The organism is Listeria monocytogenes ATCC 19117, from assembly GCF_000307025.1.
Lineage (GTDB): Bacteria > Bacillota > Bacilli > Lactobacillales > Listeriaceae > Listeria > Listeria monocytogenes_B.
Genome location: NC_018584.1, coordinates 2,399,655 through 2,419,075, shown reverse-complemented (window position 1 = coordinate 2,419,075; position 19,421 = coordinate 2,399,655). Strand labels below are relative to the sequence as shown.

Annotated in this window: 19 protein-coding genes; 17 read left to right on the top strand and 2 right to left on the bottom strand. The window is 37.6% G+C overall.

Annotated elements, in window-relative coordinates; genetic code table 11:
• Positions 1-9 precede the first annotated feature (9 nt).
• The 11 genes from LMOATCC19117_RS11895 to LMOATCC19117_RS11845 all read left to right on the top strand — a co-directional run bounded on the left by LMOATCC19117_RS11895 (position 10) and on the right by LMOATCC19117_RS11845 (position 9,082).
• Positions 10-819: an amino acid ABC transporter substrate-binding protein gene (locus LMOATCC19117_RS11895; protein ID WP_003725119.1), complete on the top strand. Its 810-nt coding sequence runs from the start codon at positions 10-12 to the stop codon at positions 817-819.
• A gap of 21 nt (positions 820-840) precedes the next feature.
• Positions 841-1,557 carry an amino acid ABC transporter permease gene (locus LMOATCC19117_RS11890; RefSeq protein WP_003725118.1) on the top strand — a complete coding sequence of 239 codons (717 nt, stop codon included), beginning with the start codon at positions 841-843 and terminating at the stop codon, positions 1,555-1,557.
• A gap of 13 nt (positions 1,558-1,570) precedes the next feature.
• Positions 1,571-2,278, top strand: coding sequence for an amino acid ABC transporter permease (locus LMOATCC19117_RS11885; RefSeq protein WP_003725117.1), 708 nt, complete (start codon positions 1,571-1,573; stop codon positions 2,276-2,278).
• Complete coding sequence (locus tag LMOATCC19117_RS11880; RefSeq protein ID WP_003734803.1) at positions 2,275-3,054, top strand: amino acid ABC transporter ATP-binding protein; 780 nt, start codon at positions 2,275-2,277, stop codon at positions 3,052-3,054. The genes LMOATCC19117_RS11885 and LMOATCC19117_RS11880 overlap by 4 nt, the downstream gene beginning before the upstream one ends.
• Entirely contained in the window at positions 3,051-4,046 is a 996-nt protein-coding gene (locus LMOATCC19117_RS11875) for an LLM class flavin-dependent oxidoreductase (protein WP_003725115.1), read from the top strand. Before LMOATCC19117_RS11880 ends, LMOATCC19117_RS11875 begins: the two co-directional genes overlap by 4 nt.
• Entirely contained in the window at positions 4,039-4,305 is a 267-nt protein-coding gene (locus LMOATCC19117_RS11870; protein ID WP_003725114.1) for a glutaredoxin family protein, read from the top strand. Before LMOATCC19117_RS11875 ends, LMOATCC19117_RS11870 begins: the two co-directional genes overlap by 8 nt.
• On the top strand, positions 4,302-5,624 hold the full coding sequence (locus LMOATCC19117_RS11865; RefSeq protein ID WP_003734804.1) for an LLM class flavin-dependent oxidoreductase: 1,323 nt from the start codon (positions 4,302-4,304) through the stop codon (positions 5,622-5,624). Before LMOATCC19117_RS11870 ends, LMOATCC19117_RS11865 begins: the two co-directional genes overlap by 4 nt.
• Positions 5,625-5,697: 73 nt before the next feature.
• Positions 5,698-6,399: a pseudouridine synthase gene (locus LMOATCC19117_RS11860; RefSeq protein ID WP_003725112.1), complete on the top strand. Its 702-nt coding sequence runs from the start codon at positions 5,698-5,700 to the stop codon at positions 6,397-6,399.
• A 132-nt stretch (positions 6,400-6,531) separates the two neighbouring features.
• The gene (locus tag LMOATCC19117_RS11855) at positions 6,532-7,650 is read left to right on the top strand and encodes a carbohydrate kinase (RefSeq protein ID WP_003725111.1); all 1,119 of its coding nucleotides are present in this window, start codon (positions 6,532-6,534) and stop codon (positions 7,648-7,650) included.
• Positions 7,647-8,558, top strand: coding sequence for a pseudouridine-5'-phosphate glycosidase (locus LMOATCC19117_RS11850; RefSeq protein ID WP_003725110.1), 912 nt, complete (start codon positions 7,647-7,649; stop codon positions 8,556-8,558). The genes LMOATCC19117_RS11855 and LMOATCC19117_RS11850 overlap by 4 nt, the downstream gene beginning before the upstream one ends.
• Positions 8,559-8,638: 80 nt before the next feature.
• On the top strand, positions 8,639-9,082 hold the full coding sequence (locus LMOATCC19117_RS11845; RefSeq protein ID WP_003725109.1) for a DUF523 domain-containing protein: 444 nt from the start codon (positions 8,639-8,641) through the stop codon (positions 9,080-9,082).
• Here the strand turns inward: LMOATCC19117_RS11845 and pepC are convergent.
• Complete coding sequence (gene pepC / locus LMOATCC19117_RS11840; protein ID WP_003725108.1) at positions 9,079-10,404, bottom strand: aminopeptidase C; 1,326 nt, start codon at positions 10,402-10,404, stop codon at positions 9,079-9,081. The two genes, LMOATCC19117_RS11845 and pepC, sit on opposite strands and share 4 nt — an antisense overlap.
• 217 nt (positions 10,405-10,621) lie before the next feature.
• On the opposite strand from pepC, the gene LMOATCC19117_RS11835 reads away from it, so the two are divergent.
• The 4 genes from LMOATCC19117_RS11835 to LMOATCC19117_RS11820 all read left to right on the top strand — a co-directional run bounded on the left by LMOATCC19117_RS11835 (position 10,622) and on the right by LMOATCC19117_RS11820 (position 14,647).
• Positions 10,622-11,374, top strand: a complete 753-nt coding sequence (locus LMOATCC19117_RS11835) for a DeoR/GlpR family DNA-binding transcription regulator (RefSeq protein ID WP_003727734.1) — start codon at positions 10,622-10,624, stop codon at positions 11,372-11,374.
• On the top strand, positions 11,371-12,294 hold the full coding sequence (pfkB, locus tag LMOATCC19117_RS11830; protein WP_003725106.1) for a 1-phosphofructokinase: 924 nt from the start codon (positions 11,371-11,373) through the stop codon (positions 12,292-12,294). The genes LMOATCC19117_RS11835 and pfkB overlap by 4 nt, the downstream gene beginning before the upstream one ends.
• Position 12,295: 1 nt before the next feature.
• A complete protein-coding gene (locus LMOATCC19117_RS11825) occupies positions 12,296-14,194 on the top strand; it encodes a PTS fructose transporter subunit IIABC (protein ID WP_003725105.1) in 1,899 nt (632 codons plus the stop codon).
• A gap of 105 nt (positions 14,195-14,299) precedes the next feature.
• Positions 14,300-14,647, top strand: a complete 348-nt coding sequence (locus tag LMOATCC19117_RS11820) for a helix-turn-helix domain-containing protein (RefSeq protein ID WP_003739618.1) — start codon at positions 14,300-14,302, stop codon at positions 14,645-14,647.
• Positions 14,648-14,701: 54 nt separating this feature from the next.
• Here the strand turns inward: LMOATCC19117_RS11820 and LMOATCC19117_RS11815 are convergent, their stop codons facing one another.
• Positions 14,702-15,310, bottom strand: coding sequence for a competence protein ComK (locus tag LMOATCC19117_RS11815; protein WP_003744520.1), 609 nt, complete (start codon positions 15,308-15,310; stop codon positions 14,702-14,704).
• A gap of 130 nt (positions 15,311-15,440) precedes the next feature.
• On the opposite strand from LMOATCC19117_RS11815, the gene LMOATCC19117_RS11810 reads away from it, so the two are divergent.
• Positions 15,441-15,797 (top strand): IDEAL domain-containing protein, encoded by a 357-nt coding sequence (locus tag LMOATCC19117_RS11810; protein ID WP_003725134.1) that lies wholly within the window; start codon positions 15,441-15,443, stop codon positions 15,795-15,797.
• Positions 15,798-15,946: 149 nt separating this feature from the next.
• On the top strand, positions 15,947-19,420 hold the full coding sequence (addB, locus tag LMOATCC19117_RS11805; RefSeq protein ID WP_014929113.1) for a helicase-exonuclease AddAB subunit AddB: 3,474 nt from the start codon (positions 15,947-15,949) through the stop codon (positions 19,418-19,420).
• The last annotated feature ends 1 nt before the right edge of the window (position 19,421 follow it).

The window sequence follows — 19,421 nt, the reverse complement described above, 5'->3', positions numbered from 1 at the left end:
GGAAAAAGGATGAAAAAGAAATATGGGATTTTGGCACTGGCTCTCACAGCCGCATTAACATTAAGCGCATGTGGAGGAAAAGAAGAACCAGAAGCAGCGAATCAAAAAGTACAAACAATCACGGTTGGCACTGGAACACAATTTCCAAATGTCTGCTTTTTGGATGAAAATGGGAAATTAACCGGTTATGATGTCGAACTAGTAAAAGAAATCGATAAACGTTTGCCCGGCTATAAATTTAAATTTAAAACGATGGATTTTTCTAATTTACTCGTTAGCCTTGGAGCTGGAAAAGTAGACATTGTCGCGCATCAAATGGAAAAAAGTAAAGAACGCGAGAAGAAATTTTTATTTAATGATGTAGCATACAATAATTTCCCATTACAATTGACGGTATTAGACAGTAATAACAGCATAAACAGCACAAAAGATTTAGCTGGAAAACGCGTTATCACAAGCGCAACATCGAATGGTGCGCTCGTATTGAAAAAAATTAATGAAGAACAAGGCAATAATTTTGAAATTGCTTATGAAGGTCAAGGGTCAAATGATACAGCGAACCAACTGAAAACTGGCCGCGCTGATGCAACGATTTCTACACCATTCGCGGTAGATTTCCAAAATAAAACAAGCGCTATCAAAGAAAAAGTAGTTGGCGATGTTCTATCTAATGCGAAAGTATACTTCATGCTCGGAAAAGATGAAACAAAACTAAGCAAAGATGTAGATGAGGCGCTTCAATCTATTATTGATGATGGAACACTTAAAAAATTAAGTGAAAAATGGCTTGGCGCAGATTATTCAAAAGAACAATATTAAACGAGGGAGGGCGCCATTAAAATGGATAAAGCGTTCGATGTGAAAATGATTGCTGATTTTATTCCAACGTTAGCTGGTTATTTACCGATTACGTTGTATATTTTGGCACTCTCGCTTATTTTTGGATTTATATTAGGCGTTCTACTATCTTTACCAAGAATTTATAAGATACCAGTTTTAGATCAATTGGCCAGAGTGTATATTTCGTTTTTCCGTGGGACGCCGATTATGGTTCAACTATTTATTGTTTTTTACGGAATCCCGGCACTTTCAAGCATCGTTGGCATTGATTTATCACAAATGGATCCCCTTTATGCTGCGATTGCGACTTATGCGTTAAGCAGTGCAGCGACCATTGCCGAAGTGATTCGCGCAGGCGTGAACAGCGTGGATGCCGGACAAGCAGAGGCGGCTTATAGTATTGGTCTGAGTAGTCGCCAAACGTTTTTACGAATCATCTTGCCACAAGCACTCTATCAAGCTCTACCGAATTTTGGCAATTTAGTCATTGGTTATTTGAAAGATACGTCGCTCGCTTTTTCGATTGGAGTAATGGATATGTCAGGAAGAGGTCAGACGCTGATAACACTAAGTAATCACGCGCTAGAGGTCTATATTTCTTTATCAATTATTTACTATTTGACGGCCGTCTTACTGGAATATTCCTTCAAATGGATTGAAAAACGAGTTAAAAAAGAAAACACCAGATTCACGAGTATTTTCGATATCGAGTTATAAAGGAGAGATAATGATGCCGCTTGATGTGCCTTTTATTGGAACCGCCGTAATGGCAATGTTAAAAACTATCCCGTTAACACTTGCGATGACTTTCTTTCCGATATTGTTCGGTTTCATTATCGCTATAGGTATGACGTTGATTCGGATGTATCATGTCCGATTTTTAGAACCGATAGCGAAGTTTTACGTTTCTTTTTTTCGAAGCACCCCAGCGATTCTGCATATTATGCTGATTTACCTAGGCATTCCCCTATTGGTGGATTTTTTGAGCAAATCATTCGGATTAGGCATTTCTGCAAACAAAATACCGGTCGTTATTTTTGTCATTATCGCGCTGTCTTTCACGGCAGGAGCTTACTTAACCGAGATTTTGCGCTCCGGTATTATTGCGGTTGATATCGGACAAATGGAAGCGGCTTACTCTGTAGGATATACGCATGGCCAAGCGATTCGAAAAGTGCTCTTACCGCAAGCCTTCATGATTGCCCTACCGAATTTCACGAATTTGTGCATCGGATTTTTACATACCACATCCATCGCTGCCATCGTTGCAGTCCCAGAAATCACTGGAATGGCAACAATAGTAGCTTCCGACAATTACGCGTTTCTCGAAGCATTTATCGGTGCCGCACTCATTTATTGGTTTTTAACTATTTTGATTGAAGCGATTAATTATATCTTGGAAAAAAATATCGCTAAATATCGAGGAGGGACAGTATGATTACAATTAAAAATATTCAAAAAAGCTTTGGCGAAAATAAGGTTTTAAAAGGAATTGATTTAACGGTGAAAAAGGGTGAAGTAGTAACAATACTTGGCCCAAGTGGCTCAGGGAAAACAACCTTTTTACGATGCCTAAACTTACTGGAAAGACCTGAAAATGGTGAAATTTCGATGCATGACCAAATAATTAACTGTAAGAAACCATCCAAAAAAGAAGTTTTGCAACTGCGGAAAAATACGGCGATGGTTTTCCAACAGTATAATCTCTTTTCGCACAAAACGGTCATTCAAAATGTGATGGAGGGTCTAACAGTCGCTAGAAAAATGCCGAAAAAAATTGCACGTGAAATAGCAGAACGAGAGCTCACAAAAGTCGGTTTGGCGGACAAATTTAGTGCCTATCCTTCCCAACTTTCCGGCGGGCAAAAACAGCGCGTTGGAATCGCACGAGCACTCGCTATTAATCCAGACTTCATTTTGTTTGATGAACCAACCGCCGCACTTGATCCTGAACTTGTCGGTGAAGTATTGGAAGTAATGCTAGAGATTGCACGTGCGGGTGCAACGATGATCGTCGTTACGCATGAAATGGAGTTCGCCAAACGAGTGGCAGATCAAGTCGTTTTTATGGATGGTGGACTAATTGTCGAACAAGGTACTCCCGATGAAGTGTTTAATCATACCAAAGAAGAACGGACAAAACGCTTTTTACACCGAGTTTCAGCGGATTATTTATATGAAATCAAAGAAGTGAAAAAGGAGCGTGTCATATGACGATTCGATTCAGTATTTTGGACCAAAGTATTATAAATCCAGGCGAAAAACCTAGTGAAGCTTTGCAAAATACCGTAGAACTTGCGCAACTCGCAGAACAACTCGGCTATCATCGTTTCTGGGTTGCCGAGCATCATAATTCAGACGAAATAGCTGGCGCAGCTCCGGAAGTTCTTTTAGGGTATATTGCTGCAAAAACGAGCACAATCAAGCTTGCATCTGGCGGAATAATGCTACAACATTATAGTCCATATAAAGTCGCTGAACAATTTCATGTGCTTGAGAACTTAGCGCCGGGTCGGATGTCACTTGGCGTCGGAAAAGCGCCAGGCGGATTTCAACCAGCAACCGATGCCCTTCAAAAAGACTTCGTAAAACCTACGCGAACCTTTGATGCCAAATTGAAAGAACTAGTCGATTTTGTAACCCATCATTCAGAGGTGGCTATTGCAGCAAAACCACTTCCAGAAAACAAACCAGAGATATTTTTGCTTGGAGGAAGTGCAGCTAGCGCGAAACAAGCTGCCAAACTAGGTATTTCCTTTGTGTTTGCTTATTTTATAAATGGAGAAGAAGCTGTTTTAAAAGAAGCACGCGAGCTATTTGAACAGTACCGAATAAACACAAAAGCTAGTTTCCAACTAGCACCAATTGTTGTAGTAGCTGAGACTAAAATCGCAGCAGACCGACATATTCCAGAGCGAGAGTCAATCAAAGTCGAGCTTGCGGACGGACGTAGAGTTAATGTCGGATCGCGCGAACAAGCGGAATCCTACGTAAAAGATATCAACCAAACATACCGGTTTATTACCCAAAGAATTGGTGCAATAACAGGAACCAAACAAGAAGTCGGAGCAGAGATTAAACGCCTTTCAAAAGAATATAATATCCAAGATTTTGTTGTTTTAACACCAGTTAAATCTACGGAAATCAAGCGATACTCGTACCAATTATTAAGTGAATCGATAAAGGAGGAAGTTGTCCATGGCTAACGTCGTTGTTTGGAGTAAAGTAGGATGTCATTATTGTAAAGATGTGAAAGATTATTTAACTGAGCAAAAAATTGTCTTCCAAGATATCGACGTCACCGACCATGATTATTTGCGAGAAGTACTGCAAGCGAAATACGGCATTCGTTATGTCCCAGTCGTAGAAATCGGCGATATTGAAAAAGGGACCTACCAAGCAGTTACAGAAATCGGATTGGAACATTTGGAAAAAGCATTGTTTGAAAAGGAGGAAGTAAAATGACTAGAAAAGAAACAATTCAGTTTGGTGCAATTATTCACGGTGTTGGCGGAACAACAGATGGTTGGCGACATCCGGACATCAACCCCGCAGCAAGTACGGATTTAGATTTTTATAAGACACGCGCCAAAATTGCCGAACAAGGGTTATTTAGTTTTGTATTTATTGCAGACGGCCTTTTTATTTCCGAAAAATCGATTCCGCATTTTCTTAATCGTTTTGAACCAATTACGATTTTATCGGCATTAGCTGAGTCTACGGAAAACATCGGACTTGTCGGAACTTTCTCGACTTCTTTTACAGAACCATTTACACTCGCAAGACAGCTCTCTTCGCTTGATCACATTAGCGGCGGCCGAGCGGGTTGGAATCTAGTCACTTCTCCGCAAGAAGGCGCCGCGCGAAATCATAGCAAGAAAAATCTCCCAACCCACAGCGATCGCTACACCATTGCAGCAGAACATTTAAAAGTGGTTCGCGGACTCTGGAGTTCTTGGGAAGAGGATGCGTTCACTTATAATAAAGAAACCGGTGAATTCTTTAATCCTGAAAAATTACATCGTTTAAATCATCAAGGAGAGTATTTCCAAGTCGAAGGGCCGTTAAATATCGGCCGCTCGAAGCAAGGAGAACCAGTTGTTTTCCAGGCAGGCGCGTCTAGTACGGGGCGCGATTTCGCTGCTCAAAACACGGAAGCCATTTTCACTCATTCTGATTCCTTAGAAGAAGCCATTGAATTCTATCAAGATGTGAAAGCCCGCGCTGAAAAGGCTGGTAGAAATGCAGATGAAGTCCGAATTTTTCCAGGAATTAGCCCAATTGTAGCGGACACGTTGGAAGAAGCAGAAGCCAAATATACTGAATTTGCTAGCCTAATTCCAATAGAAAATGCGGTAACTTACCTAGCGCGTTACTTCGACGACTATGATTTAAGTCAATTTGATTTGGATGCTCCATTCCCAGACCTTGGTGATATTGGCAAAAATGCCTTTCAAAGCACAACAGACCGAATCAAAAAAGAAGCGAAAGAACGGCACCTAACCCTTCGTCAAGTGGCAACAGAAGCAGCAACGCCAAAAACACCTTTTATAGGAACAAAAGAACAAGTAGCCGATTTAATCGATGTTTGGTTCCAAAATGATGCTGCAGATGGTTTTATTATTGCTTCTGATATTCCTGGAACGTTTGAAACTTTTGTGGAACAAGTTATTCCTCTTCTGCAAAGTCGAGGTTTATACCGAAATGAATATCCAGCTACGACATTAAGAGGCAACCTCGGCTTAACAATACCTCAAAATAAACAAGTTGTTGAAACTATATAATAGAAAGAAAACGGAGTACCTTTGAGGAAGCTTCGTTTTTTTGTTACAATAAAAGAAAAAAAGGAGCGAAACCATGCGCTTAGATAAATTATTGTCCCATACAGGGTTCGGGAGTCGAAAAGAAGTGAAACCTTTGCTTAAATCTGGGGCAGTTGTCGTCAATGGCACGATTCAGAAAGATAGCAAAACCCAAGTAAACCCTGATAAAGACCAAGTAACTGTCCATGGAACACCAGTCGTTTACCAAGAATTCGTCTATTTTATGCTACATAAACCACAAAATGTCGTGAGCGCAACCGAGGATAATGTGTCAGAAACCGTCATCGATTTGCTTGCGCAAGAGGACACGCTCACTGATCCATTCCCAGTCGGCCGCTTAGACAAAGATACAGAAGGCTTGCTAATTATAACGAACGATGGCACACTCGCGCACAATTTGCTCTCACCTAAAAAACATATAGATAAAACATACTACGCTAAAATTGATGGTGATGTTACTCTAGCTGATGTAGAAGCTTTTGCAGCTGGAATTGAACTCGACGATGGATACACTTGCAAACCAGCACGTTTAGAAATTATTACACCAAACGAAATAAACGTCACTATCCAAGAAGGGAAATTCCATCAAGTAAAAAGAATGTTCGCCGCACGTGGTAAGAAAGTCAGCTATTTAAAACGAATTTCGATGGGGAATTTACAATTAGACGAGTCACTTGGACTCGGCGAATACCGCCCTTTAACTGAAAGTGAACTGGCTATTCTTCAAAATAAATGAACCTAAACGAAAATTTCCTTCCTAAAAAGAAGCGGATTTTCGTTTTTTAGTTTGCAAAAGAAAGCATTTACATATATAATAAACATGTGTTTGAAAATAAAACAAAAGTTTGGAATGGAGGTGCATTATATCGTGGAGAATAATAAAGCGAAAATGAACGAAAAGGAAGAGATAATTTTCAATTCCATCCGTAAAAATCCTTACATTTCTCAACAAGAACTTGCTGATATACTTGATTTATCAAGACCGACAGTCGCAAACCTTATTTCCGGCCTTATTAAGAAAGGTCGCATTTTAGGAAAAGCTTATATTTTAAATGAAGCCAAACAAATCGTTTGTATAGGTGGAGCTAACGTCGATCGGAAGTTTTATATTAAAGACAAGGCCCAACTAGCCACATCAAACCCAGTGCGCTCAACACAAAGTGCTGGCGGGGTTGCTAGAAACGTAGGCGAAAACCTTGGACGCCTTGGAAAAGAAGTTATATTACTCACTGCTTGTGGAACAGACTCTGACTGGGAAGCTGTCAAAAATGCTAGTAATACATATATGAACTTAGATTACGTCACAGCATTCCCAAGCATCGCAACTGGTTCTTATACAGCAGTGCTCGAAAACAATGGAGATTTACTCGTTGCACTAGCGGACATGGATGCATATGATCACTTAACTCCAGATGTACTCGCAAAAAATGAAGGCTTGCTGAGTCAGGCGAGCGCAATCATTGCAGATTTAAACTGTCCGAAAGAAACACTAGAATATCTTGGCAGCTTTGCTGAAATTAATTCAATTCCATTAGTACTCGTTCCTGTGTCTTCACCCAAAATGTCTCATTTACCAGAAAGACTTGATCATGTAACTTGGCTAATTTGCAACCGAGACGAATCAGAAACGCATCTAGGAATGACTATCAAAAATGACGAAGACTGGCGCTTAGCTGCACAAAAATGGTTAGATCTAGGCGTAAAAAATGTCATCGTTACAAATGGCAGTAAAGGCGCAGTTGCAGCAAACAAAGGTGAAGGTACTATTTTTGAACCAGCAATTGTAATTGAAAATATTGTAGACGTGACAGGAGCGGGAGATGCATTTTGCTCCGCGGTTATCTACGCATGGTTAGAAGGAAAAGCATTGAAAGAAATTTTAAGAGCAGGGAGCGTAAATGCCGCGCGAACACTCGAATCTGAGTATACCGTTCGCCAAAATTTATCGACATCCCAACTACAAAAAGACATGGAGGAATTCAAATGAAAAATTATTTATCATTATCCGAAGAAGTAAAACAAGCAAAAGCAGAAGGAAAAGCAATCGTTGCGCTAGAATCTACAATTATCTCTCACGGCATGCCTTATCCGCAAAATGTTGAAATGGCACGTGACGTAGAACAAATTATTCGCGATAACGGTGCCGTACCAGCGACAATCGCTTTAATCGACGGAAAAATTAAAATTGGTCTTTCTGATGAAGAACTAGAACTATTCGCTAAAAGTAGCAATGTGGCAAAAGTTTCTCGTCGTGATATCGGTTACCTTATTGCAACAAAACAACTTGGCGCAACAACTGTAGCAGCAACAATGATTTGTGCTGAACTCGCAGAAATCGGCATCTTCGTAACTGGCGGGATTGGCGGCGTTCACCGTGGTGCCGAAACAACAATGGACGTTTCAGCTGACTTAGAAGAATTAGCGAAAACAAATGTTGCTGTCGTTTGTGCAGGAGCTAAATCAATCCTAGACCTAAACTTAACAATGGAATACTTAGAAACAAAAGGGGTTCCAGTTATTGGTTACCAAACCGACGTATTACCAGCATTTTACACGCGTTCAAGCGATGTAGAATTAACATTGCGTGCAGATGCTCCAGAAGTTATCGCAGAATCGCTTAAAGCGAAATGGGATCTTCAAATCAAAGGTGGCGCAGTAATTACTAACCCAATCCCAGAAGAATTCGCTATGGACGAAAAAGTAATTAACGATGTAATCCAAACAGCGCTTAAAGAAGCTGAAGAAAATCACATTCACGGGAAAGACGTTACACCATTCCTACTTGGTAAAGTAAAAGAACTAACAGATGGTAAGAGCCTCGAAGCAAATATCGAGCTTGTAAAACACAATGCTTTAATCGGTACGCAAATCGCCGTAGCATACCAAAATATCTAATAATCTCAGAGCTGTCGCCTATAAGTTGGGGGCAGCTTTTTTATGTTAAAATAAATGTGAATATAAAGGAGGAAAATAAAATGATTGCAGTAAGTGCTTGCCTAGCCGGAATTGCCTGTAGATATGACGGGAAAGATAAAGAAATAACCAAAATAAAACAAATGGTAGAAAGAGGAGAAGCGATTCCTTTTTGTCCAGAAGTTACCGGCGGACTGCCTACACCAAGAAATCCAGCAGAAATAATAGGTGGTGATGGCAAAGATGTCTGGTTAGGACATGCAAAAGTCATTGATAACAAAGGAACAGATGTGACAGAAGAATATAAGAACGGAGCGAGACTTACTCTAATTAAAATGCAAGAACTCGGTATTACGCAAATAATCATGAAGGAAAAAAGTCCATCTTGTGGTAGCTGTGCTATTTACGACGGTACCTTCTCAGGAAAAATAAAAGATGGTACCGGCGTAGCAGCAGCTCTTTTTCAAATGAATGGAATAAAAATCATTTCCGAATTCGCATTTTAAAGTGCGAGCGAACCCATTGGATCCCAAGGTTTTAACACAATTGGCTTTTGGTTAAAGGATTCAATTAATTCCTTAGATAGATATTTTTTATGCACCACTACTTGGAATGTAAACTCATCCATCCAAGCATCGCTAGCAACAAAATAACCATTATTACCAATTTTTTCTCCCCAACTATTTTCCACTTTCCAGCGATTTACTTCTCCATTAGCAATGTTCACTCCAGTTAATACCATCGCATGTGTAAGCATACTGTGTTTATAATCCAGGCGTTCAGCTTTAGTCATCGCAGTTTTAAAGCCAAAAGTCTGATTAAGCAAGAAAATATCCGTATCCATAATACCGGTATTCCGTTCTGAAAGTTGTCCAACATCACATCCAAACCAAACTGTTTCCCCATCTTTAATCTGATCAGCAGCAGCTTTTTTCAAGACATCCATTTCTACATTCAAATACTTAATAGGTGTACCATTTACAATGTTGCCTAAATATTCCACTGTAAAAGCTTGATTAAAAGGTTTATCTTTGGTCGGTGCATTAATAAGTGGAATATAATCTTTCAAATCCATATCTACATAGCGTTCATAAAAATCTTTAGGTGTAATTTGTAATTCTTGTTTAAATTCATTGTCTTTATTTCGATACTCAAAATCGAATACTTTAGGTGGTTCGCCTAGAGTCATAACTAAGAGTTGATAGACCTCAGCAAGCATTTCTTCTTTCAAATCTGCAGTATCTTTCTTCTCAGCAATAGCATTTCTCAAAATAACCGCATCCGTACGAAGTCTTTCATTTAATAGATGGTTTAAATCAGCAGACTTACTACTTTGAAACGTTTCAGGCATAGCTGACTTTGGAACCACTCCATATTTTTCAATAATTGAAACTAACATATCCCACTGCCCACCATCTTGTTGGGGTGTATCAAGCAACCACGAAACTAATCGACTATCTTCATCCTCACTTGCTGTTTCAATTATATTCTCTAAAAAGTAATTTGCTTTCTCAAGTTTGTCCCAAAAATTAGTATAATTCTGTGATAACTCAAAATCCTTCAAACCAAGCGTTCCGTTTAATTTATGGCGAAACGTATTTAATGCTGCAAACATCCAGCATCTTCCACTTTGTTGTTGATTAGAAACTTTATCTGTAGCAACTTCGTGGGAAAAGACAGGTTGAATGCTAACTTTTGATGCAGGATTCTCAGTTGCTGCTTTAATCCCATTCTTGATAATACTAGCTTGAAATACCAATTTATCTGGATTTTCACGCCATTTTCGAGAAAAACTTTCTAATTGCTCAAATGTTAATTCTGTATGCATGAATAACTCCTCCTAAAATGAAAATTATCTTCTAACCAAGTATACTGCTAAAAATTAGAACTGTATAAGAAAAACGCTGAATGAATAATTGTGAAGGGTTATGGCGATATACATGGTATAATATGAATGAATTTGAAAATGTGTGATTGTTTTTGAATGAAAACGGTTGATTTTGAAAGAAAAAGATGGTAAACTGACTTTGGATGGAGGAGTAATAATGTTAAATGCAGAGCGTAAACAACTTATTATGGAGAGTATTGAGAAACTTGGTGTGATTAAATTACAAGAATTAGTTGAAGGTCTTGCTACCTCAGAGTCAACCATTCGCCGTGATTTAATCGAGTTAGAAGAACAAGGATTAATTCAGCGCGTACACGGCGGGGCGAAACTTGTAAAACTTCATAATCAAGAACCAAGTATGAATGAAAAATCATTCAAAAACATTCAAAGTAAAAAAGTAATTGCTGCATATTGTGCAAGCCTAGTGGAAGAAAATGATTGTATCTATTTAGATGCAGGATCCACAACATTAGAATTAATTACTCACCTAGCAAATCGAAATATCACAGTAGTGACAAATGGATTAACCCATATTGAAGAGCTTGTTCGTCAAAATATAGATGCTTATCTTTTAGGCGGCAAAATGAAAGTGCATACAAAAGCAATTATTGGTGCAGTTGCCTTAGATAACATTCAAAACTATCATTTTGATAAAGCTTTCATTGGTACCAACGCGATGCATCCGGAGCATGGCTACACAACACCTGATATGGAAGAGGCATTTGTAAAACGTGCTGCAAAAGAACGTGCTGATCGCGTTTTTGTTGTAGCGGACCATACAAAATTCAATGAAGTGAATTTTTCAAAAATGTTTTCAATAGAAGAAGCAACTATTGTGACAGATTACATTCCTTCTGCAGTAAAAGAATCCTTTATCCAAAAAACTAAAATAATCGAGGTAGAAAAATGATTTATACAATTACTTTAAACCCATCAATTGATTATATTGTACAAATCGACCAATTAAATCTTGGCGGTCTTAATCGCATGAAGCAAGATTATAAACTACCTGGTGGCAAAGGAATTAATGTCAGCAGAGTTTTAAATCAATTAAATGTACCAAGTCTTGCTACAGGATTTTTAGGTGGATTTACAGGCAATTTTATCAAAGACTGGCTACAAAACGAAGGTGTGAAAACTGGCTTTGTAACAGTGAAAGATGACACTCGTATTAATATCAAACTAAAACACGGAGAAGAAACAGAAATTAATGGTCTAGGGCCAGCTATTTCTGAAAAAGAAATCAATGGATTTTTGAAAGTGATGGATAAAGTAACTGCTAACGATATTGTTATTTTATCTGGTAGTGTGCCTCCTTCACTTGGAAATGATTTTTACAATAAAATAATTCAAATTTGCAAAGAAAAAAAAGCTGAATTTATGATTGATACAACTGGTCAAGAACTGCTAGATGCATTACCAAACCACCCGATTCTAATTAAACCAAATCACCACGAACTAGCAGACCTATTTGGCGTGAAACTTGGTAGCGTAGAAGAACTTATCCCATACGGGAAAAAATGTTTAGAATTAGGCGCGCAACATGTAATCGTGTCCATGGCTGGTGACGGAGCGCTTCTATTTACAGGAGAAGATGTTTACTTCGCCGATGCATTAAAAGGGGAACTGAAAAATTCCGTAGGTGCTGGAGACTCAATGATTGCAGGCTTTGTTGGGACTTTTGATAAAACGAGAGATCCCGTTAAAGCTTTTGCTGCAGGAGTTGCAACAGGTGGAGCTACTGCATTTTCAACAGATTTAGCCCAAAAAGAACTAATAGATGAACTATTACCGCAAGTGAAGATAACCAAAATAACAGGGAGGAACTAAAATGAGAATCACTGATTTATTAAGCAAAGATGTTATGATTATGTCATTACAGGCAACGACAAAAGAAGCTGCCATCGATGAAATGATTGCTTCGTTAAAGAGCAACGGGAAAATTAATGATGAGGTGCTGTTTAAAGAAGCTATAATGAACCGTGAAGCACAGAGTTCTACTGGTGTAGGTGAAGGAATTGCAATGCCTCACGCGAAAACAAAAGCAGTAAATGAACCAACTGTTGTTTTTGCTAAGAGTGAAAAAGGATTGGATTATGATGCTTTAGATGGTCAGCCAGCACACTTATTCTTTATGATTGCTGCTCCAGATGGCGCTAATGCAACTCATTTAGAAACTTTAGCAGCTCTTTCTAGATTATTGGTTCATCCAGCGTTTGTGCAATCGTTAAGAGATGCTAAAACTCCAGAGGAAGTAATCAATTTATTCAACAATGAACAAGAAGACGCAGAAGAAACAGTCGTTGCTCCAACCTCAACCAATGAAACTGGTAAATCAGTCGTAGCAGTTACAGCATGTCCAACAGGAATTGCACATACTTATATGGCTGCAGAAAAATTACAAGAAACTGCTAATAAATTAGGTGTACGAATCAAAGTTGAGACAAATGGCTCTAGAGGCGTTGAAAACCGTTTAACAGATAAAGAAATTGCAGAAGCTGATGGAGTTATTATTGCAGCTGACGTACAAGTAGATATGCCTCGTTTTGACGGGAAGCATTTAATTGCTAAACCAGTTGCAGCGGGAATTCATAAACCAGAAGAACTAATTAAAGAAGCAATTTCAGGCAATGCTCCAATTTATAAAGCAGAGGAAGGTAGTCAAGCTACGGAGAGCGCAGACGGACTTTCTATCGGTCAACAAATTTATAAACATTTAATGAGCGGTGTTTCTCACATGTTGCCGTTTGTAATTGGTGGAGGTATCGCTATCGCCATCGCGTTTATGCTTGATCAAATGTTAGGTGTTCCTCAAGATCAACTCGCAAAACTTGGTTCATATAACGAAATCCCAGCACTATTAAAACAAATCGGTGATGTTGCATTCGGCTTCATGCTTCCAGTATTCGCTGGATATATTGCCTACAGTATATCGGATAGACCAGGACTTGTAGCAGGTTTTGTTGCAGGTGGAGTAGCATCTGTTGGTGGTGCAGGCTTCCTTGGAGCACTTGTTGGTGGTTTCCTTGCAGGTTATGCAGTAGAGTTAATTAAACTAGCACTTAAAAAGTTACCAAAAACATTAGACGGTATCAAAGTAGTTTTATTCTATCCAGTTTTATCGGTGTTAATTGTCGGACTTTTAATGTTGCTATTAAATGTACCAATGAGCGCATTGAACACTTGGTTGAATGACTTCTTGAATAGTTTAAGTGGAACGAACGCAGTTATTTTAGGATTACTGTTAGGTGCAATGATGGCAGCGGATTTAGGTGGACCAATTAATAAAGCTGCTTATATATTTGCAACGGGTACACTCGCAGCTAGTGTAGCAACAGGCGGTAGCGCAATCATGGCAGCAACAATGGCTGCTGGCATGGTACCACCACTAGCAACGTTTGTAGCAACTCTTATTTTTAGAAATAAATTTACAGCTCAAGAACGTGATGCAGGCTTAACTAACTCTATTTTGGGTGCTTCATTCATTACTGAAGGAGCTATTCCATTTGCAGCGGCCGATCCACTTCGAATGATTCCGAGTTTTATTGCCGGAAGTGCTATCACAGGTGCGGTAGTAATGTTCTTAAACATTAAAGTATTAGCACCTCACGGAGGAGTTTTTGTTATCTTCCTTGTATCCCAACCTTGGTTCTATATTATTGCAATTATTATTGGAACATTAATCAGCGCAGGATTAATTGGTGTTCTACGTAAGAAACCAACTGTATAAAATATGGAAATCGTCTTTTGAAACTAAAAAGGCGATTTCTTTTTAGTAATTTCTCGAATTATTTCCGAAAAATTGCTATACTGGAAGTGAAGTGAGGTGGGCGTATTGGAATTTGGAGAAAAATTAATTCATTTAAGAAAGAAAAATAGGTTAACACAAAAACAACTGGCTGCGAAAATCGGGACAACTGCATCCACAATAAGCAAGTATGAAAATGATAACCACCGACCGCCAATTTTTATTTTGGCTAAATTAGCAGAAATTCTTGGAACAACAACCGATTTTTTATTAGATGATGTAGCTGGTTTGCGAGAAAAGAATTCGGTAAACGCCTTTCCTTTAATTGGAAATCCGGAACTCGAGAAATGGTATTTAGAATTACCTTATACATACTCAGAGGATGAGTTATTAATGTTAAAACGAATTGCAGATGCGATTGAAAATAAAAAATAATTTTAAGGAGAAGCCAGCTACTATTATGTAACTGGCTTTTATTTGGTTTTAAAGTTACTGCTCAGGATCTTGAGGCTCATTAGGATCTTCGTTATTTGGAAGCATGGTGCTGTAATAACGTCTAGGTTCAGCAGCAAGAGTGGTTGGTGGGAAAAACCTATTCATTGAAGGAAAATTACTCTCCATTATACGCATTTTTTGAGAAAATTTCATATGTAACATGGAGGTTCTAGCAATCTGATTATTAAAAGATGCTAAAGACATATCAATCTCAAAGGTTTCCATATTAGAAAATGTTATTAAAGTGTGGTTAAATCCAATTGCATGATAATCTTTAATATGTTGTGGGAAAATCCAAATACATTCTGTTGAACTAGGTGCTACAGTTGGAAATACATAAGTAGAAGTGACTGGGTCAATGATAATGGGTGGCTTATGGGTAACACCAATTAAGTGTTTAGTTCCCTCTTTGCGTCCCTCATAGCTTGATCCGAAAAAGTTACAGCTGGTTTTAATTAGTTCAAACGGGGTAAATTTAGAAGTATAATGGGAATCAACTTCATAAATTTCTGAATAGACTATACTTCCAGATTTTTTTGGAAAAATAATCATTGTGTGCGGGTTTACTTCATAAAACTGAGTACTGATTTGTTCTTTTTTCATTTCATTCAACTCCTCTATGTTTGTATTTATGTCTAAGAAGAAACCTAGAGTTATTGCCTAATAAGCAAAACTTCTAAGTAACGACTAAGCATCAAAGTTAGTTATGAGTTATTTTTTGTCATTATAGCACATGGTAATTTGCAAGTCATTAGATTTTGGTAAAGTTGTATTTTCAAGCTGTTTTCTGTTTTTTCTTAGTATATTACAATTTTTCAAAATTGTAATAAATATGAGTGAAGGAGTGGTAGTCGTGGAAATGCGTGATTTTTCTAATTCGTTGATGAATCAGGTGGGTGTCCTTAAGGGTGAAAAAGAATTAACAAACGTTTTTATCGAATGCTTCCTGACGATGCTCCTAGAAGAGAGAAAATTAGAACAACTTAGAGCTGAAATTGATAAAGCTCTCGATAATAGGAACAAAGCGGAATTTATGAAACTTACAGAAAAAATGAATAAAATTCAACAGGAAATGCTAGCTTTTGACTAGAATATATGAAAAACTAAGATAGTAAGAGCTATCTTAGTTTTTTTGAGCTGTTTTATAAATTTTCAAGCAAAAAATGCTTCGAAAAAAGTTCTGGACAGATTGCTCAAATATGGTAAACTAAATAAAAACATATGTTCGGTGGTGAGGGTATGACACTTCAAATAATTGCAGGTAGATCAGGCACAGGTAAAACAACTTATTTAATGGACGAAGTTAGCGTAAAAATTAAACAAAATTCTAAGACATACATCTTTATTGTTCCGGATCAAATGACGTTTCAAATGGAGACAAGCTTTTTAAACAAAGAAAATTTAGAAGGAATGCTCGGGACTCAAATATTTAGTTTTAGTCGTTTAGCATGGAAAATACTTCAAGAAACGGGTGGGTTATCTAAAACTTTTCTGAGTCAAACTGGAATCGAAATGGTTATTAGAAAAGCTGCACTCGATCAAAGAGACAAACTAAAAATCTTTTCTAGAGCTACGTCTAGAAAAGGTTTCTATGCAGAGTTAGCGAATTTATTTAAAGAAATGAAACAAGAAGAAGTTTCTATAGAAGATATGGTGAAAAGCGCTACTAACCTGTCTACAAGTGTGAACAATAAAATCCACGATATATCAATAATCTATCAAAAGTATGAAGAATTATTGGCAGATAAATTCCTCGAAAATGAAGATTACTTGAGATTACTTGCGGAAAAAATTACAGAAAGTGATTATTTAAATCAGACGGAAATAGTCATTGATGGCTTTACTTCTTTCTCGCAACAAGAGCTGACAGTCATTGGTGCATTAATGCGAAAATGTGATAAAGTAACAGTTTCTTTAGCTTTAAATGTGCCCGAAATCAAGCATGGATTAGATGAATACAGCATGTTTAAAGCAAGTACGGAGGCTTACTATGCTTTATTAGAGCTGGCAAAATTAAATGGTATTAATGTAGAAGAAGATAAGTTTTTCTTAGAGAATAAACGGGCAAAAACAGAATCATTAGCATTTTTAGCAAATGCTTGGGGTCACAATAAATTTATGGCTTTTAAAGAAGAACCTCATAACTTAAGTGTTCATCAAGCGAACAACAGACGTGCTGAAATAGAAGGGGTTGCTCGTGAAATTCGTCAACTCACATTAAATGGATACAGATATCAAGATATGGCTATTTTGACAAGAAATCTCGGAGATTATGACGTTTTATGTGAAACAGTGATGGAGTCATATAATATTCCCATCTTTATTGATAAAAAAAGAGCTATGTCGAAACACCCATTTATTGAGTTTATCCGTTCTAGCTTAGATGCTATTTTGTTTAATTGGAAGTATGAACCAATCTTTCAAGCAGTTAAGACAGAGTTTTTCTTTGGTGTTGCCGAAAAATCAAGTGTTCTTAGACGTAAAGCGGATATTCTAGAGAACTATGTATTAGAAAATGGCATTCAAAATAAATGGAAATGGGAAAAAGAAGGCGATTGGATTTATCGGAAGATTCGTGGGCTATCAACTAATGTGTTACCTCAAACAGATGAAGAAATTCAAACGCAATCAATTATTAACGAAATGAGAAGTCTTATAGTAAACCCACTTTCAACTTTAGAGTTAAATCTAAAGAAAGCAAAAACAGGGATGGAATTTGCTTTAGCTCTTTATCATTTTTTAGAACAAGTAAATGCTGTAGAACGATTGGAATCATGGAGACAAAGAGCAGAGGAGCAGGGTTATCTAGAACTTGCACGTGAGCACGAGCAAGCATGGAGCGCTATTTCGGCGCTTTTGGATGAATTTGTAGAAGTTTTAGGTGAAGAAACTTTAGACTTAAATAGTTTTGTAGAAATTATTGCCACTGGGCTAGATGCCCTTGAATTTTCACTTTTGCCACCTTCCTTAGATCAAGTAGTTTTATCTGATATGGAGAATGCGAAATTACTAGATATGAAAGTGATTTTTGCAATTGGAATGAACGATGGTGTTATGCCGCTTCGCCAAAAGGATAACGGGATTCTTTCGGATCAAGATAGGGATGCCTTGCGTGCTGAGGTTAGTAATTTGAAGCCATCTGCTAAAAATAATATTGGAGAAGAAGATTTATTGGCGTATAAAATAATAAGTTTGCCTAGTGATAAACTATTTCTTAGTTACCCTGCTGCGGATGAAGAAGGTAAAGTGCTAAGTGAATCCAATTATTTAAGGAAAATAAAAGGCCAGTTTAAAAAATTAAGCGAATCGGTTTATTTAACAGACCCAGGTTTATTAAGTGATGCGGAACAAAGTAGTTATATTCGTTCTAAGCAAGCAACATTAGGTTTGTTGACGAGTCAATTACAAATGTACAAACGAGGTTATCCACTATCTAGTGTATGGTGGGATGCCTATAATAGTTATTTTGAAAATGGAAAAGAATCTAGAATGGCTAAACAAGTGTTATCTAGTTTGTATTACGAAAATAAAACAAAACCACTACAAGAAAAAACTGCCAAAAACTTATTTGGAGAAACAATCCATGCGAGTGTCTCGAGAATGGAGAAATTTTTCAGTTGCGAATTTCAACATTTTGCTCAATATGGTTTAAAATTAGAAGAACGAGGTCATTTTCAGCTACAAGCTGTAGATATGGGAGAAATTTTCCATGGAGCAATGGAATGGATTTCAGCAGAATTAAAAAGAAATAATCTGGATTGGGGCAGTTTAACAGACCAAGAATGTAGACAAATGGCGAAATTAGCAATGACTTTCCTAGCGCCTAAAATTCAGCATGAGATACTACTTAGCTCCAAAAGAATGGAATATATTCAGTATAAATTGCTTCAAATCATAACGAGGGCAACGACAGTACTAAATGAACAAGCAAAAAGTAGTGCATTTCGTCCAGTCGGCTTAGAAGTTGATTTTGGCTTAAAAGGAGACATTCCGCCATTAAAAATTTCGCTCCAAGCGAATAGTGAACTTCTTTTACAAGGTCGAATTGATAGGATTGATATGGCAGAACAAGAAGATCGGACATTCCTACGCATTATAGATTATAAATCGAGTTCACATGATTTGGCTCTTACGGAAGTTTATTATGGCTTAGCGCTTCAAATGCTGACGTATTTGGATATTGTAGTTACAAATGCACAAAAAATGATTGGCAAAACGGCAGAACCAGCTGGAGTACTATATTTCCATATGCATAATCAATATGTACAAGCGGAGAAAGAGTTAAGTGATGAGGCTATCGCAAAAGAATTACAAAAAAATTCTAAAATGAAAGGATTAATTTTATCTGATCCTGTGGCTGTATCATTGATGGATACGACACTTGAAAAAGGTAAATCATCTAATATTGTTCCAGCAGAAATAAAACAAAATGGTGAATTAAGTGCGAGGTCAAAAACTGCGACAAGAGAAGAATTTGATAAAATGCGTCACTTTGTACGTCATAAATACCAAGAAGCTGGGAACAAAATACTTGATGGAGCAGTTTCCATTAACCCATATAAACTAAAAGAAAGAACACCTTGCCAATTTTGTGGTTTTCGTTCATTTTGTGGATTTGATCCATCTCTAGCAAGCAATCAATATAGACATTTAACCAATGAAAAAACAGAAACAATTTTAGCAAAAATGGATATCGAAGGGGGGGAACAGTAGC